Here is a 13,436-nt window from a genome sequence, read left to right on the forward strand (position 1 = left end):
GTACCTGCACGACAAGGGGGTACTACTTCTTCAGGGCGTCCATCGCACGCTTGGTGACGTCCGCGACCTCACCGAGGGCGGGGATGGTCACCAGCAGACCCTGGGCCTTGTAGTAGTCGATGATCGGCTCGGTCTGCGTGTGGTAGACCTCCAGCCGGTTGCGGACCGTCGCCTCGGAGTCGTCCCCGCGCTGGTACAGCTCGCCGCCGCAGGTGTCGCAGACGCCCTCGGCCTTCGGCGGGGCGTACGTCACGTGGAAGACGTGCGCGGAGTCGTTGCGGCAGATCCGGCGGCCGGCGATCCGCTTGACGACCTCGTCCTCCTCGACCTCCAGGTCGAGGACGGCGTCGAGCTTCATGCCCTCGGCCTGGAGCATCACGTCGAGCGCCTCGGCCTGCGAGACGTTGCGCGGGAAGCCGTCGAGCAGGAAGCCGCCCACGGCGTCGGGCTGCTCCATCCGGTCCTTGGCCATGCCGATGGTCACCTCGTCGGGGACCAGGTCGCCGGCGTCCATGTACGCCTTCGCCTGCTTGCCCAGCTCGGTGCCCTGGCTGATGTTGGCCCGGAACAGGTCGCCCGTGGAGATGTGCGGGATCGACAGGTTCTTGGCAAGGAACGCCGCCTGCGTTCCCTTGCCCGCACCGGGCGGTCCGACGAGGACGATACGCATCAGCGGAGGAACCCTTCGTAATTACGCTGCTGGAGCTGGCTCTCGATCTGCTTCACGGTTTCCAGACCCACACCCACGATGATCAGGATGCTCGTCCCGCCGAACGGGAAGTTCTGGTTCGCTCCGAAGCCCGCCAACGCCATCGTCGGCACAAGAGCGATGAGACCCAGGTACAGCGACCCCGGCCAGGTGATCCGGTTGAGTACGTAGCTGAGGTACTCGGCGGTGGGCCGACCGGCGCGGATGCCCGGGATGAACCCACCATACTTCTTCATGTTGTCTGCAACTTCCTCGGGGTTGAACGAGATCGCCACGTAGAAGAACGCGAAGAAGACGATCAGGAGGAAGTAGGTCGCGATGTAGTACGGGTGGTCGCCCTTGACGAAGTGCTTCTGGATCCAGGTGGCCCAGCCCGCGGTCGAGCCGCTGAACTGGACGATCAGTGCCGGGATGTAGAGCAGCGACGAGGCGAAGATGACGGGGATGATGCCCGCCTGGTTCACCTTGAGCGGGATGTAGGTGGAGGTACCACCGTAGGCACGGCGGCCGATCATGCGCTTCGCGTACTGGACCGGGATCCGGCGCTGCGCCTGCTCGACGAAGACCACCAGACACACCATCGCGAGGCCGACCAGGATGACGACGCCGAACTCGACCCAGCCGTCGGCGATCTTGCCCTGGAGCTTGATCTGCCACATGGCGCCGATGAAGCCGGCGGCGATCGAGATGAACATGAGGATCGACATGCCGTTGCCGATGCCGCGGTCGGTGACGAGCTCACCGAGCCACATGACGACGCAGGTACCAGCGGTCATGGTGATCACCATGACGACCGTGGTGAAGATCGACCGGTCGGGGACGATCTGGCTGGCGACCTGGCAACCCTGGAACAGGGCGCCGGTGCGGGCGGTGGCGACGAGGCCGGTGCCCTGCAGGATCGCGAGCGCGACCGTCAGATAGCGCGTGTACTGAGTGATCTTCGCCGTGCCGGACTGGCCCTCTTTCTTGAGGGTCTCCAGCTTCGGGATGACCACGGTCAGCAGCTGCAGAATGATGCTCGCCGTGATGTACGGCATGATGCCGAGCGCGAAGATCGTGATCTGCAGCAGCGCACCGCCGCTGAACATGTTGACGAGACCGAACAGCCCGTTGCTGCTGCCTGCCTGGTCGACACAGATCTGAACGTTCTTGTAGCTCACGCCGGGAACGGGGATGTGGGACCCGAGCCGGAACAGCACGATGATGCCGAGCGTGAAAAGCAGCTTCTTGCGCAGGTCGGGCGTCTTGAACGCCCGGGCGAACGCGGTGAGCACGGTGCCTCCTGCGACCCCCGCGCTACTGCGTCAGAGGTGACGGTCTGAGGGATCGACGTATACGACAAAGCAAAGGTGCACGCCACCTTACCGGCGAGTGTGCCTTCCTTGGAACGACCAACCGGGGATGCCCCATATGTGAGGCATCCCCGGTCGGGTTTCGAGCTATTTAGTCACTTGATCCGTCTTAGACGAGCTCGGTGACAGTGCCGCCGGCAGCGGCGATCTTTTCCTTGGCGGAAGCGGAGACGGCGTCAACCGAAACCTGCAGCGCCACGGAGAGCTCGCCCTGGCCCAGGACCTTGACGAGGCTGTTCTTGCGAACCGCGCCCTTGGCGACCAGGTCGGCCACCGTGACTTCTCCACCCTCGGGGTAGAGAGCGCCGAGCTTGTCCAGGTTGACGACCTGGAACTCGGTGCGGAACGGGTTCTTGAAGCCCTTGAGCTTCGGCAGACGCATGTGGAGGGGCATCTGCCCGCCCTCGAAGCGCTGCGGGATCTGGTAGCGGGCCTTCTGGCCCTTCGTACCACGACCGGCCGTCTTACCCTTCGACGCCTCACCACGACCGACACGGGTCTTCGCGGTCTTGGCGCCGGGGGCGGGACGGAGGTTGTGGGCCTTCAGCGGGCTGTTCTCAGCCATGTTAGTCAACCTCCTCAACCGTCACGAGGTGGCGGACGGTCTGCACCATTCCGCGGAACTCGGGGCGGTCCTCCTTGACGACCACGTCGTTCAGGCGCTTGAGCCCGAGCGAACGCAGCGTGTCGCGGTGGTTCTGCTTGCTGCCGATGTACGACTTCGTCTGCGTGATCTTGAGGCGAGCCATTACGCACCCGCCCCAGCACGTGCACGAAGCAGAGCCGCGGGGGCGACGTCCTCGAGGGGCAGACCACGGCGAGCCGCGATCTCCTCGGGACGCTGCAGGCCCTGGAGGGCCGCCACGGTCGCGTGCACGATGTTGATCGCGTTGGAAGAGCCGAGCGACTTCGACAGGATGTCGTGAACGCCGGCGCACTCCAGCACGGCACGCACCGGACCACCGGCGATAACGCCGGTACCCGGGGAAGCCGGCTTCAGCATGACGACGCCCGCCGCCTTCTCGCCCTGGATCGGGTGAGGGATGGTGCCCTGGATGCGCGGAACCTTGAAGAAGTTCTTCTTGGCTTCCTCGACACCCTTGGCGATGGCCGCGGGAACTTCCTTGGCCTTGCCGTAACCGACACCTACCGTGCCGTCACCGTCGCCCACCACGACCAGCGCGGTGAAGCTGAAGCGGCGACCACCCTTGACAACCTTGGCGACGCGGTTGATCGCGACAACGCGCTCAACGTAAGCGGTCTTCTCGGCGGCAGGGCCACCGTCGCGACCCTTCCGGTCCCGCCGCTCGCCGCCACCGGCACCGCTTCCGCGGCGCTGGGGTCCAGCCATTGGATTACCTCTCTCTGTTACGTCCGTGAGTCCCGGAACCGGGGCTTAGAACTTCAGCCCGGCTTCGCGGGCGGCGTCAGCCAGAGCGGCAATGCGCCCGGCGTATCGGTTGCCACCGCGGTCGAACACGACGGTCTCGACACCCGCAGCCTTGGCACGCTCGGCGACGAGCGCGCCGACAGCCTGGGCCTGCGAGCTCTTGTCGCCTTCGCCACCACGGATCGAAGCGTCCAGGGTCGACGCGGACGCCAGGGTGTGACCCTGGAGGTCGTCGATGACCTGAGCAACGATGTTGCGGTTGGAACGCGTCACGACGAGGCGCGGACGCTCCGCCGTACCCGAGACGTTCTTGCGGATGCGGATGTGGCGGCGAGCCTTGGCAGCGCGCTTGTACGCGTCGCCCTTGGCGATCTTCACACCGTATGCCATGGCTACTTACCAGCCTTTCCGACCTTGCGGCGGATGACTTCGCCGGCGTACTTGACACCCTTGGCCTTGTACGGGTCGGGCTTCCGCAGCTTGCGGATGTTGGCGGCGACCTCGCCGACCTTCTGCTTGTCGATGCCCTCGACCGTGAACTTGGTCGGCGACTCGACCTTGAAGGAGATGCCCTCGGGCGCCTCCACCAGGATCGGGTGGCTGTAACCCAGCTGGAACTCCAGGTCGGAGCCCTTCGCCAGGACACGGTAACCGACACCGCTGATCTCGAGAGCCTTGACGTATCCCGTGGTCACACCGGTGATCATGTTCGCCACCAGCGTGCGGGACAGGCCGTGCAGGGCCTTGTTCTGACGCTCGTCGTTCGGGCGGGTGACGTTCAGAACGCCGTCCTCACCCTTCACGACCGCGATGGGAGCCTTGACGGTGTGGGAGAGGGAACCCTTGGGGCCCTTCACCGCGACCGTGCTGCCATCGATGGTGACGTCCACACCGGCGGGAACCTGGATGGGGAGCTTGCCGATTCGCGACATTGCTTTTCCTCCGTTCCCGACTACCAGACGTAGGCGAGGACTTCCCCACCTACGCCCTTCTTGCCTGCCTGCTGGCCGGTGAGGAGACCGTGGGACGTGGAGATGATCGCCACGCCCAGGCCGCCGAGCACCTTGGGCAGGTTGGTGGACTTCGCGTACACGCGCAGACCGGGCTTCGAGATCCGCTTGATGCCCGCAATGGAGCGCTCGCGGTTCGGCCCGAACTTCAGCTCGAGGACGAGGTTCTTGCCGACCTCGGCGTCCTCGACCTTCCAGCCGGTGATGAAACCCTCCTGCTTGAGGATCTCTGCGATGTGCGACTTGATCTTGCTGTGCGGCATCACGACGGTGTCGTGGTACGCCGAGTTAGCGTTACGCAGACGCGTGAGCATGTCTGCGATCGGGTCAGTCATGGTCATGAAGTGGCCTTCGGCCTCTCTCGCCGGGGTTTCCTGTATGCGCCATCCCTCTCCCCACTCAGTGGCGGGACGGGTGCGGTGCGGGGACCTACGGCGTAGTAAGTCGTTATGGACGGCGGACGCCCAACCCCACAAGCCTACGGCATGCGGAGCAGGGCACCCACCGGCCAGATGCTTACCGAGAGTCTCTGGAACTTCCCAAGTCCTTACGGACGGAAGGGAATTACCAGGAGCTCTTGGTCACGCCCGGCAGCTCGCCACGGTGAGCCATCTCACGAAGGCAGACGCGGCACAGGCCGAACTTGCGGTACACGGAGTGGGGGCGACCGCAGCGCTGGCAGCGGGTGTACGCACGCACACCGAACTTGGGCTTACGGGCAGCCTTCGCGATGAGAGCCTTCTTCGCCATCTCGCTTACGCCTCCTTGAAGGGGAAGCCGAGGTGACGAAGGAGGGCACGGCCCTCGTCGTCGTTGGTCGCCGTGGTGACCACGGTGATGTCCATACCCCGGGTACGGTCGATCTTGTCCTGGTCGATCTCGTGGAACATGACCTGCTCCGTGAGACCGAAGGTGTAGTTGCCACGGCCGTCGAACTGCTTCGGCGACAGACCACGGAAGTCACGGATACGCGGCAGCGCGAGCGACAGCGTACGGTCCAGGAACTCCCACATGCGGTCACCACGGAGGGTGACGTGGCAGCCGATCGGCTGACCCTCGCGCAGCTTGAACTGCGCGATGGACTTCCGGGCCTTCGTGACGGCCGGCTTCTGACCGGTGATCGTCGTCAGGTCCTTGATGGCGCCGTCGATCAGCTTGGAGTCGCGGGCGGCGTCGCCCACACCCATGTTGACCACGATCTTCACGAGACCGGGGATCTGCATGACGTTCTCGTAGGAGAACTCCTCACGCAGCTTGCCCGCGATGTCCTCGCGGTACTTCGTCTTGAGACGCGGAGTGGTAGCCATCAGATGTCCTCACCCGTCCGCTTGGCAACGCGGATCTTGTTGCCCTCGTCGTCGAAGCGGAAACCGACGCGGGTAACGACCTTCTGGCCGTCCTTCTCCACAACCAGCTGAACGTTGCTGACGTGGATCGGCGCCTCGGTGATCACAATGCCACCGGTCTGCGAGCCACCAGCGGTCTGGCCGGCCTTGGTGTGCTTCTTGACCCGGTTGACACCCTCGACGAGGACGCGGTTCTCAGCGGGGAAGGCAACGATGACCTTGCCCTGCTTGCCCTTGTCCTTACCGGTGATGACCTGAACCAGGTCGCCCTTCTTGATCTTCATGCTTACAGCACCTCCGGCGCGAGCGAGATGATCTTCATGAACTTCTTCTCGCGCAGCTCACGGCCCACCGGGCCGAAGATACGGGTGCCGCGAGGGTCGCCGTCGTTCTTGAGAATGACGGCGGCGTTCTCGTCAAAGCGGATGTACGAGCCGTCCTGGCGGCGGCGCTCCTTGACGGTGCGAACGATGACCGCCTTGACGACGTCACCCTTCTTCACGTTGCCACCGGGGATCGCATCCTTGACGGTGGCGACGATGACGTCACCGATGCCCGCGTAGCGGCGACCGGAACCACCGAGAACACGGATGCAAAGGATCTCCTTTGCACCAGTGTTGTCGGCGATACGCAGTCGCGACTCCTGCTGGATCACGTGTATCTCCTGTTTGTCTGCCGGTTCCCGGCGGGGGCTTCACTCCGAGGAGCTGGGCCCCCACCGAGCCTGGCGGAACGAACCTAAGGGAAACCCCTCAGGTGCTTACTTGGCCTTCTCGAGGATCTCGACGATGCGCCAGCGCTTGCTCGCCGACAGCGGACGCGTCTCCATGATGAGGACGCGGTCGCCGACGCCGGCAGCGTTCTGCTCGTCGTGCGCCTTGAGCTTGTTCGTACGGCGGATGACCTTGCCGTACAGGGCGTGCTTGACGCGGTCCTCGACGGCGACGACGACGGTCTTGTCCATCTTGTCGCTGACGACCAGACCCTCACGGGTCTTGCGGAAGCCGCGCTCGGTCTTCTCAGTCACGTTGTTCTCGCTCATCAGGCGCTCTCCACCGTCTCGATACCGAGCTCACGCTCGTGCATCAGGGTGTAGATGCGAGCGATGTCCTTACGGACGGACTTGAGCCGGCCGTTGTTCTCCAGCTGACCCGTGGCCGCCTGGAAGCGGAGCTTGAACAGCTCCTCCTTGGCCTCGCGCAGCTTGCCAACGAGCTCCTCGTTGCCGAGCTCACGCAGCTCGGACGCCTTGGTTCCCGTCGCCATCACGACTCACCTGCCTCGCGCCGAACAATCCGGCACTTCATCGGAAGCTTGTGAGCAGCGCGGGTGAGCGCCTCACGAGCAATCTTCTCGTTCGGGTAGGACAGCTCGAACATGACCCGACCCGGGTGCACGTTGGCGATCCACCACTCGGGAGAACCCTTACCGGAACCCATGCGGGTCTCAGCAGGCTTCTTCGTCAGCGGGCGGTCCGGGTAGATGTTGATCCAGACCTTGCCGCCACGCTTGATGTGGCGGGTCATCGCAATACGAGCCGCCTCGATCTGGCGGTTCGTCACGTACGCCGGGGTCAGCGCCTGGATGCCGTACTCGCCGAACGTGACCTCAGTACCGCCCTTCGCCATACCACTGCGCTTGGGGTGGTGCTGCTTGCGGTGCTTGACCCTACGAGGGATCAGCATGTCGGTCAGGCCTCCGTTCCGGTGCTCTCGGCCGGAGCGGCGGCGGGAGCGTCGGCCTTGGGGGCCTCGGCACCAGCAGCCTGCTGCGGCTTGCGGCCACCACGGCCGCCGCGCTCGCCACCACGGCCACCACGGCCGGCGGGACGGTCGCCTGCGCCCTGCGCGCCACGGGCCGGGCGGTTACCCGCACGGGCCGCAGCGTTCTCAGCGCGAACCTCGGCGATGTTCTTGACGTCGCCCTTGTAGATCCAGACCTTCACACCGATACGGCCGAAGGTGGTCTTGGCCTCGAAGAAGCCGTAGTCCACGTTCGCGCGCAGCGTGTGCAGCGGCACACGACCCTCGCGGTAGAACTCGGAGCGGGACATCTCGGCGCCGCCGAGACGACCGCCACACTGGATCTTGATGCCCTTGGCGCCGGCCTTCATCGTGCCCTGCATGCTCTTACGCATGGCGCGACGGAAGGAGACGCGGGAGGAGAGCTGCTCGGCAACGGCCTGGGCGACCAGCTGAGCGTCAAGCTCGGGGTTCTTGACCTCGAGGATGTTCAGCTGGACCTGCTTGCCCGTGAGCTTCTCGAGGTCACCGCGGATGCGGTCGGCCTCGGCGCCACGGCGGCCGATGACGATGCCCGGACGAGCGGTGTGGATGTCCACACGCACGCGGTCACGGGTGCGCTCGATCTCAACCTTCGAGATGCCGGCGCGCTCCATGCCGGACGTCATCATCCGACGGATGGCGACGTCTTCCTTGACGTAGTCCTTGTACAGCTTGTCGGCGTACCAACGCGACTTGAAGTCGGTGGTGATGCCGAGCCGGAACCCGTGCGGGTTTACCTTCTGGCCCATTACCGGGAACCTTCCTTGCTGCTGACGACCACGGTGATGTGGCTGGTCCGCTTGCGGATCCGGTAGGCACGGCCCTGCGCACGCGGACGGAACCGCTTCAGGGTCGGGCCCTCGTCCACGAACGCCTCGCTGATGAACAGCGAAGAAGCGTCCGGGTGGTTGTAGTTGTGTGCGGCGTTGGCAATGGCGCTGTCAAGCACCTTGCCAACCGGCACGCTCGCGGCCTGCGGGGCGAAACGCAGGACCGCCTGAGCCTCCGTGGCATCCATGCCACGGATAAGGTCCACCACTCGGCGGGCCTTCATGGGCGTGACGCGGATGTACCGCGCCTGGGCCCTGGCTTCCATGGTTGTCCCTTCGGTGTAAGTCATAGTCGTAACCACCCCGCCTTTAGCGGCGCTTCGACTTCCGGTCGTCCTTGACGTGGCCGCGGAAGGTGCGAGTCGGCGAGAACTCGCCGAGCTTGTGGCCGACCATCGACTCGGTGACGAACACCGGGACGTGGGTCTTGCCGTTGTGCACCGCGATGGTGTGACCCAGCATGCTGGGGATGATCATCGAGCGACGGGACCAGGTCTTGATGACGTTCTTGGTGCCGGCTTCGTTCTGGACGTCCACCTTCTTTACGAGGTGGTCGTCGACGAAGGGCCCCTTCTTGAGACTGCGCGGCATCTAAACCCGCTCCTAGCGCTTCTTGTTCGTCTTGCGGCGGCGGACGATGTACTTGCTCGAAGCCTTCTTCGGCGAGCGAGTACGACCCTCCTTCTGACCCCACGGGGAGACCGGGTGGCGGCCACCACTGGTCTTGCCCTCACCACCACCGTGCGGGTGGTCAACCGGGTTCATCGCGACACCGCGGACGGACGGGCGAACGCCCTTCCAGCGCATGCGGCCGGCCTTGCCCCAGTTGATGTTCGACTGCTCGGCGTTGCCGACCTCGCCGACCGTGGCGCGGCAGCGCGCGTCGACGAGACGGATCTCACCGGACGGCATGCGGAGGTGGGCCATGGTGCCCTCCTTCGCCAGCAGCTGCACGGAGGCACCAGCGGAGCGGGCGAACTTCGCGCCGCCACCGGGACGGAGCTCGATCGCGTGGATCGTGGTACCGACCGGGATGTTGCGGAGCGCGAGGTTGTTGCCGGGCTTGATGTCGGCCGTCGGGCCGTTCTCAATCCGGTCACCCTGCTTGAGTGCCTTCGGCGCGATGATGTAGCGCTTCTCGCCGTCGGCGTAGTGCAGCAGCGCGATGCGCGCGGTGCGGTTGGGGTCGTACTCGATGTGCGCGACCTTGGCCGGCACGCCGTCCTTGTCGTGACGACGGAAGTCGATCACGCGGTAGGCGCGCTTGTGTCCACCACCCTGGTGGCGAACGGTGATCCGGCCGGTGTTGTTACGGCCGCCCTTGCTGTGCAGAGGGCGAACCAGCGACTTCTCCGGCGTGGACCGCGTGATCTCGACAAAGTCGGCGACGCTGGAGCCACGACGGCCCGGGGTCGTCGGCTTGTACTTGCGGATACCCATTTCTCAGTCCTCGTCCGATTCCGGACGACTAGACCTCCGTTAGGAGGCCTGGCCGCCGAAGATGTCGATACGGTTGCCCTCGGCAAGGGTCACGATGGCGCGCTTGGTGTTGGCACGCTTGCCGAAACCGGTCTTGGTGCGCTTGCGCTTACCCTGACGGTTGATCGTGTTGACCCCGGTGACCTTGACCGAGAAGACCGCTTCCACGGCCTGCTTGATCTGGGTCTTGTTGGCGCCGGGCGCGACGATGAACGTGTACTTGTTCTCGTCCAGCAGCGCGTAGCTCTTCTCCGAGACAACCGGCTTGATCAGCAGGTCGCGCGGGTCAGTGAAGGTCTTGCTGGTAACGGTCGCCTCAGACATCAGGCGTCGCTCCCTTCGGTCTCATCGGCCTTGGGGCCAGACACGAAGGACTCGAAAGCGGCCTGGGTGAAGACCACGTCGTCAGAGACGATCACGTCGTACGTGTTCAGCTGGCCCGGCTCCAGGATGTGGACCTGGGGCAGGTTGCGGGCGGACAGCCACGCGGCCTCGTCGGCGCGCTCGACGACCAGGAGCAGGTTCTTGCGCTCCGAGATCTTGCCGAACAGCGTCTTGGCGGCCTTCGTGGAGGCGGAACCCTCGACCACGCCGGTGACGACGTGGATGCGGGAGTGACGCGCACGGTCCGAGAGGGCACCGCGGAGGGCGGCGGCCTTCATCTTCTTCGGGGTCCGCTGGGAGTAGTCACGCGGCTGCGGGCCGTGGACGACGCCACCGCCGACGAACTGCGGCGCACGGGTCGAACCCTGGCGCGCGCGGCCGGTGCCCTTCTGGCGGTACGGCTTGCGGCCACCACCACGGACTTCGCCGCGACGCTTGGTCTTGTGCGTGCCCTGACGGGCAGCAGCCAGCTGAGCGACAACGACCTGGTGGATCAGCGGAACGCTGGTCTTCGCGTCGAAGATCTCCGCGGGGAGCTCGACGGTACCGGCCTTGTCGCCTGCCGGCGAAAGGATGTCAATGGTGCTCATTACCTCAAGCCCCCTTGGCCGCGGTACGGACCAGGACGAGGCCGCCGTTCGGACCGGGGACCGCACCCTTGATGAGGAGCAGACCCTTCTCCGCGTCAACCGCGTGGATGGTCAGGTTCTGGGTGGTGACGCGCTCGTTGCCCATACGACCAGCCATGCGCATGCCCTTGAAGACACGCCCAGGGGTGGCGCAGCCACCGATCGAACCGGGGGAGCGGTGCTTGCGCTGCACACCGTGACCGGCGCCGAGGCCCCGGAAGTTGTGCCGCTTCATGACACCGGCGAAGCCCTTGCCCTTGCTGTTGCCCGTGACGTCAACCTTGACGCCGGACTCGAACACCTCAGCAGTGATCTCCTGGCCGAGCGTGTACTCGCTGGCGTCGGAGGTGCGGAGCTCCACCAGGTGGCGGCGGGGGGTCACGTCGGCCTTGGCGAAGTGGCCCTTGAGGGGCTTGTTCACCTTGCGCGGGTCGATCTCGCCGAAGGCGATCTGGACCGACTCGTAGCCGTCGATGTCGTTCGTACGGACCTGGGTAACGACGCAGGGTCCGGCCTTGACCACGGTCACCGGGACGACACGGTTGTTCTCGTCCCAGACCTGGGTCATGCCGAGCTTCTCGCCCAGGACGCCCTTGATCTGCTTTGCCATCTTCTCGACGCCTCTCAGAGCTTGATCTCGATGTCAACGCCGGCCGGAAGGTCCAGGCGCATCAGCGAGTCAACGGTCTTGGGGGTCGGGTCGAGGATGTCGATCAGGCGCTTGTGCGTGCGCATCTCGAAGTGCTCGCGCGAGTCCTTGTACTTGTGCGGCGACTTGATGACGCAGTACACGTTCTTCTCAGTGGGCAGCGGCACCGGGCCCGCGACCGACGCACCAGTGCGCGTCACCGTCTCGACGATCTTCTTCGCCGAGGAATCGATGACCTCGTGGTCGTAGGCCTTGAGCCGGATGCGGATCTTCTGTCCCGCCATGGCTACTCCGTAGTCCTGTCTGTATGTGGAAACGCTCTGGCCCTCGGTCGGCTGCGGGACGGATCCCGCCGCTTCCCTCCGACCCACGCGGTCGGGCGTGTCGCACACCCTCTACAGAAAATTCCCATACGGAAATTCCCTCGTCCAAGGGGGTGCGGTCCCTGAGACCGCGTTTCGGGGGAGAAACACCCACCGAGTGCCTGGTGGGCACCGTGCTGACACTTCCCAGAAGATTCCCGTACGTCCGCCCCCATTGCTGCCCCGAAAGGCAGATTAAGGACGACGAGTACTGTGGGACTCGCTTCCGGTCCTCCCGGCGGGAGGCGCGCAGCATCGGCACTCAGCCGAGCAACTTGAGTAGTCTGCCATACGAGGCACGTACCTGGCTAATCGGGCCGAAGAGAATACCCCGCCACGCTGCGTGGTCAAACCGCACCGCGCCCTTCACCCGGCGGGGTCCTCCTTCCTCAGGTCCGGGTGACCGTCCCGCACCCCTCTCCCCCGAGGTTCCTGCTGCGGTCGTACGGATCGAGGGCGGGTCCGGTGGGCGCCGGACCGGTCGGCGCGTCCAGCGGGAAGACGGGGTGCAGGAAGCCGTCGGCCGCCCCGCACTCCACGTTCGACCACTCCGAGACGTACTCGCGCAGCTGGAGCTTGCCCCGGGTGGCCTGCCAGCGCGCCGGGTCGAGCAGGGACAGGGTGACCTGCCGGCGCACGATGGTGCGCTGCACGCTCGTACCGCCCTTCGTCATGGGATGGACGAAGGTGTAGTCCGCCACCACGAGCAGCTCCCCCGGCTCCCCGGCCTCGGTACGCATGCTGCCGCGCACCTTGACGACGTCCCCGACCGGCTTGACCTCGGCCGGGTCGAAGCGGGTGAAGAGATTCGCCGGGGTGTTCTCCCGGGTGGGCCCGGTCAGGGACTGCTCCAGCCGCTGCGGGACCTCCGGCTGGCGGGGGTCCAGGATCGCCAGCGCCGTAGCGGGCCGCTCGCCGCGCAGGGTCGCCGGGTCGAGGTTGGAGGCGATCAGGAACTCCCTGGTCTTCGCCAGCGCGTCCGCGACCCGCTCCTGGGACATCCCGCCCACGGCCGTGGCCTGCGGCAGCTCGATGCCGGCGGCTCCGTCCGCCCACTGGAGGGCCGGGGATCCGCGGAAGGGCTCCGCCAGGGTCGGCTCGTCCGGGTCCAGCGCCGGCGGCGGCGCGGTCGGGCGTACGGGCTCCGCCGGCAGCGGAGCGGCGTTCCCGGCCTCCTGCCGGGCCCCGCTCTTCCCGGCGAGCCGGTCGATCACGAGCTCGGGCCGTACGGCGATCAGCGCGAGCCCGGCGATGACGACGACGGCCAGGGCCGCCTTGAGCCGCTTGCGCCCCCTGCGCTCCTGCCACGCGGGCCCGGTGCGCCAGCCCGGCGGCTGCTGGCCCTGCGTGGCGCGCAGCCGCTCGGTCACCATCCTCGCCCGGGCCGAGGGCTCCCGCGGCGCCGCGCCCGGTGCGGTGGCGGCCTGTTCCTGAAACCGGGCCCACTCCTCGTCGGATATGGCCGGTCCGGGGTCGTCGTTGCTGTCGGTGCCCATGTCCCCACCCTGAGAC

General features: G+C 65.9%; 24 protein-coding genes. All 24 read right to left on the reverse strand.

What is annotated here, in order from left to right; genetic code table 11:
* Positions 1–22: 22 nt before the first annotated feature.
* The 24 genes from AC07DU_RS05330 to AC07DU_RS05445 all read right to left on the reverse strand — a co-directional run bounded on the left by AC07DU_RS05330 (position 23) and on the right by AC07DU_RS05445 (position 13,420).
* The gene (locus AC07DU_RS05330; RefSeq protein ID WP_361941125.1) at positions 23–670 is read right to left on the reverse strand and encodes an adenylate kinase; all 648 of its coding nucleotides are present in this window, start codon (positions 668–670) and stop codon (positions 23–25) included.
* The gene (gene secY / locus AC07DU_RS05335) at positions 670–1,983 is read right to left on the reverse strand and encodes a preprotein translocase subunit SecY (RefSeq protein ID WP_360890991.1); all 1,314 of its coding nucleotides are present in this window, start codon (positions 1,981–1,983) and stop codon (positions 670–672) included. The genes AC07DU_RS05330 and secY overlap by 1 nt, the downstream gene beginning before the upstream one ends.
* A gap of 187 nt (positions 1,984–2,170) precedes the next feature.
* Positions 2,171–2,626 (reverse strand): 50S ribosomal protein L15, encoded by a 456-nt coding sequence (gene rplO, locus AC07DU_RS05340; RefSeq protein ID WP_008739693.1) that lies wholly within the window; start codon positions 2,624–2,626, stop codon positions 2,171–2,173.
* 1 nt (position 2,627) lies between these two features.
* Entirely contained in the window at positions 2,628–2,810 is a 183-nt protein-coding gene (rpmD, locus tag AC07DU_RS05345) for a 50S ribosomal protein L30 (RefSeq protein WP_053682614.1), read from the reverse strand.
* Entirely contained in the window at positions 2,810–3,412 is a 603-nt protein-coding gene (rpsE, locus tag AC07DU_RS05350) for a 30S ribosomal protein S5 (RefSeq protein ID WP_319725421.1), read from the reverse strand. The genes rpmD and rpsE overlap by 1 nt, the downstream gene beginning before the upstream one ends.
* 45 nt (positions 3,413–3,457) lie before the next feature.
* Positions 3,458–3,841, reverse strand: coding sequence for a 50S ribosomal protein L18 (rplR, locus tag AC07DU_RS05355; RefSeq protein WP_030008471.1), 384 nt, complete (start codon positions 3,839–3,841; stop codon positions 3,458–3,460).
* Positions 3,842–3,843: 2 nt separating this feature from the next.
* Positions 3,844–4,383, reverse strand: coding sequence for a 50S ribosomal protein L6 (gene rplF, locus AC07DU_RS05360; RefSeq protein WP_189733357.1), 540 nt, complete (start codon positions 4,381–4,383; stop codon positions 3,844–3,846).
* A gap of 20 nt (positions 4,384–4,403) precedes the next feature.
* Positions 4,404–4,802, reverse strand: coding sequence for a 30S ribosomal protein S8 (gene rpsH / locus AC07DU_RS05365; protein ID WP_007265911.1), 399 nt, complete (start codon positions 4,800–4,802; stop codon positions 4,404–4,406).
* Positions 4,803–5,025: 223 nt separating this feature from the next.
* Complete coding sequence (locus tag AC07DU_RS05370) at positions 5,026–5,211, reverse strand: type Z 30S ribosomal protein S14 (protein ID WP_003956452.1); 186 nt, start codon at positions 5,209–5,211, stop codon at positions 5,026–5,028.
* A gap of 5 nt (positions 5,212–5,216) precedes the next feature.
* The gene (gene rplE / locus AC07DU_RS05375; protein WP_030388859.1) at positions 5,217–5,768 is read right to left on the reverse strand and encodes a 50S ribosomal protein L5; all 552 of its coding nucleotides are present in this window, start codon (positions 5,766–5,768) and stop codon (positions 5,217–5,219) included.
* A complete protein-coding gene (gene rplX, locus AC07DU_RS05380) occupies positions 5,768–6,091 on the reverse strand; it encodes a 50S ribosomal protein L24 (RefSeq protein ID WP_073912889.1) in 324 nt (107 codons plus the stop codon). The genes rplE and rplX overlap by 1 nt, the downstream gene beginning before the upstream one ends.
* Before the next feature lie 2 nt (positions 6,092–6,093).
* Complete coding sequence (gene rplN, locus AC07DU_RS05385) at positions 6,094–6,462, reverse strand: 50S ribosomal protein L14 (RefSeq protein ID WP_008739701.1); 369 nt, start codon at positions 6,460–6,462, stop codon at positions 6,094–6,096.
* Positions 6,463–6,567: 105 nt separating this feature from the next.
* Positions 6,568–6,849, reverse strand: a complete 282-nt coding sequence (rpsQ, locus tag AC07DU_RS05390; protein WP_030008467.1) for a 30S ribosomal protein S17 — start codon at positions 6,847–6,849, stop codon at positions 6,568–6,570.
* Positions 6,849–7,073, reverse strand: a complete 225-nt coding sequence (gene rpmC / locus AC07DU_RS05395; protein WP_008739703.1) for a 50S ribosomal protein L29 — start codon at positions 7,071–7,073, stop codon at positions 6,849–6,851. Before rpmC ends, rpsQ begins: the two co-directional genes overlap by 1 nt.
* Positions 7,073–7,492, reverse strand: a complete 420-nt coding sequence (rplP, locus tag AC07DU_RS05400; protein ID WP_008739704.1) for a 50S ribosomal protein L16 — start codon at positions 7,490–7,492, stop codon at positions 7,073–7,075. Before rplP ends, rpmC begins: the two co-directional genes overlap by 1 nt.
* A gap of 5 nt (positions 7,493–7,497) precedes the next feature.
* On the reverse strand, positions 7,498–8,340 hold the full coding sequence (gene rpsC / locus AC07DU_RS05405) for a 30S ribosomal protein S3 (RefSeq protein WP_008739710.1): 843 nt from the start codon (positions 8,338–8,340) through the stop codon (positions 7,498–7,500).
* On the reverse strand, positions 8,340–8,687 hold the full coding sequence (gene rplV / locus AC07DU_RS05410; RefSeq protein ID WP_136213228.1) for a 50S ribosomal protein L22: 348 nt from the start codon (positions 8,685–8,687) through the stop codon (positions 8,340–8,342). The genes rpsC and rplV overlap by 1 nt, the downstream gene beginning before the upstream one ends.
* 43 nt (positions 8,688–8,730) lie before the next feature.
* Positions 8,731–9,012: a 30S ribosomal protein S19 gene (gene rpsS / locus AC07DU_RS05415; RefSeq protein WP_008739713.1), complete on the reverse strand. Its 282-nt coding sequence runs from the start codon at positions 9,010–9,012 to the stop codon at positions 8,731–8,733.
* Between the two features lie 12 nt (positions 9,013–9,024).
* On the reverse strand, positions 9,025–9,861 hold the full coding sequence (gene rplB, locus AC07DU_RS05420; RefSeq protein WP_008739715.1) for a 50S ribosomal protein L2: 837 nt from the start codon (positions 9,859–9,861) through the stop codon (positions 9,025–9,027).
* 39 nt (positions 9,862–9,900) lie between these two features.
* Positions 9,901–10,224: a 50S ribosomal protein L23 gene (rplW, locus tag AC07DU_RS05425; RefSeq protein ID WP_007265901.1), complete on the reverse strand. Its 324-nt coding sequence runs from the start codon at positions 10,222–10,224 to the stop codon at positions 9,901–9,903.
* A complete protein-coding gene (gene rplD, locus AC07DU_RS05430; RefSeq protein ID WP_030710344.1) occupies positions 10,224–10,874 on the reverse strand; it encodes a 50S ribosomal protein L4 in 651 nt (216 codons plus the stop codon). The genes rplW and rplD overlap by 1 nt, the downstream gene beginning before the upstream one ends.
* 4 nt (positions 10,875–10,878) lie before the next feature.
* Positions 10,879–11,523, reverse strand: a complete 645-nt coding sequence (gene rplC, locus AC07DU_RS05435; protein ID WP_007265899.1) for a 50S ribosomal protein L3 — start codon at positions 11,521–11,523, stop codon at positions 10,879–10,881.
* Between the two features lie 14 nt (positions 11,524–11,537).
* Positions 11,538–11,846, reverse strand: a complete 309-nt coding sequence (rpsJ, locus tag AC07DU_RS05440) for a 30S ribosomal protein S10 (RefSeq protein ID WP_003948644.1) — start codon at positions 11,844–11,846, stop codon at positions 11,538–11,540.
* A 467-nt stretch (positions 11,847–12,313) separates the two neighbouring features.
* Positions 12,314–13,420, reverse strand: coding sequence for a hypothetical protein (locus tag AC07DU_RS05445; RefSeq protein WP_479109695.1), 1,107 nt, complete (start codon positions 13,418–13,420; stop codon positions 12,314–12,316).
* Positions 13,421–13,436: the final 16 nt, after the last annotated feature.

It is taken from the genome of Streptomyces sp. NPDC045695 (assembly GCF_056432025.1).

Excerpts from the sequence above, each read along its gene's own strand:
- AC07DU_RS05330 (WP_361941125.1), bottom strand. The coding sequence starts at position 670 with ATGCGTATCGTCCTCGTCGGACCGCCCGGTGCGGGCAAGGGAACGCAG.
- rplO (WP_008739693.1), bottom strand. The coding sequence starts at position 2,626 with ATGGCTGAGAACAGCCCGCTGAAGGCCCACAACCTCCGTCCCGCCCCC.
- rpmD (WP_053682614.1), bottom strand. The coding sequence starts at position 2,810 with ATGGCTCGCCTCAAGATCACGCAGACGAAGTCGTACATCGGCAGCAAG.
- rpsE (WP_319725421.1), bottom strand. The coding sequence starts at position 3,412 with ATGGCTGGACCCCAGCGCCGCGGAAGCGGTGCCGGTGGCGGCGAGCGG.
- rplR (WP_030008471.1), bottom strand. The coding sequence starts at position 3,841 with ATGGCATACGGTGTGAAGATCGCCAAGGGCGACGCGTACAAGCGCGCT.
- rplF (WP_189733357.1), bottom strand. The coding sequence starts at position 4,383 with ATGTCGCGAATCGGCAAGCTCCCCATCCAGGTTCCCGCCGGTGTGGAC.
- rpsH (WP_007265911.1), bottom strand. The coding sequence starts at position 4,802 with ATGACCATGACTGACCCGATCGCAGACATGCTCACGCGTCTGCGTAAC.
- AC07DU_RS05370 (WP_003956452.1), bottom strand. The coding sequence starts at position 5,211 with ATGGCGAAGAAGGCTCTCATCGCGAAGGCTGCCCGTAAGCCCAAGTTC.
- rplE (WP_030388859.1), bottom strand. The coding sequence starts at position 5,768 with ATGGCTACCACTCCGCGTCTCAAGACGAAGTACCGCGAGGACATCGCG.
- rplX (WP_073912889.1), bottom strand. The coding sequence starts at position 6,091 with ATGAAGATCAAGAAGGGCGACCTGGTTCAGGTCATCACCGGTAAGGAC.
- rpsQ (WP_030008467.1), bottom strand. The coding sequence starts at position 6,849 with ATGAGCGAGAACAACGTGACTGAGAAGACCGAGCGCGGCTTCCGCAAG.
- rpmC (WP_008739703.1), bottom strand. The coding sequence starts at position 7,073 with ATGGCGACGGGAACCAAGGCGTCCGAGCTGCGTGAGCTCGGCAACGAG.
- rplP (WP_008739704.1), bottom strand. The coding sequence starts at position 7,492 with ATGCTGATCCCTCGTAGGGTCAAGCACCGCAAGCAGCACCACCCCAAG.
- rpsC (WP_008739710.1), bottom strand. The coding sequence starts at position 8,340 with ATGGGCCAGAAGGTAAACCCGCACGGGTTCCGGCTCGGCATCACCACC.
- rplV (WP_136213228.1), bottom strand. The coding sequence starts at position 8,687 with ATGGAAGCCAGGGCCCAGGCGCGGTACATCCGCGTCACGCCCATGAAG.
- rpsS (WP_008739713.1), bottom strand. The coding sequence starts at position 9,012 with ATGCCGCGCAGTCTCAAGAAGGGGCCCTTCGTCGACGACCACCTCGTA.
- rplB (WP_008739715.1), bottom strand. The coding sequence starts at position 9,861 with ATGGGTATCCGCAAGTACAAGCCGACGACCCCGGGCCGTCGTGGCTCC.
- rplW (WP_007265901.1), bottom strand. The coding sequence starts at position 10,224 with ATGTCTGAGGCGACCGTTACCAGCAAGACCTTCACTGACCCGCGCGAC.
- rplD (WP_030710344.1), bottom strand. The coding sequence starts at position 10,874 with ATGAGCACCATTGACATCCTTTCGCCGGCAGGCGACAAGGCCGGTACC.
- rplC (WP_007265899.1), bottom strand. The coding sequence starts at position 11,523 with ATGGCAAAGCAGATCAAGGGCGTCCTGGGCGAGAAGCTCGGCATGACC.
- rpsJ (WP_003948644.1), bottom strand. The coding sequence starts at position 11,846 with ATGGCGGGACAGAAGATCCGCATCCGGCTCAAGGCCTACGACCACGAG.
- AC07DU_RS05445 (WP_479109695.1), bottom strand. The coding sequence starts at position 13,420 with ATGGGCACCGACAGCAACGACGACCCCGGACCGGCCATATCCGACGAG.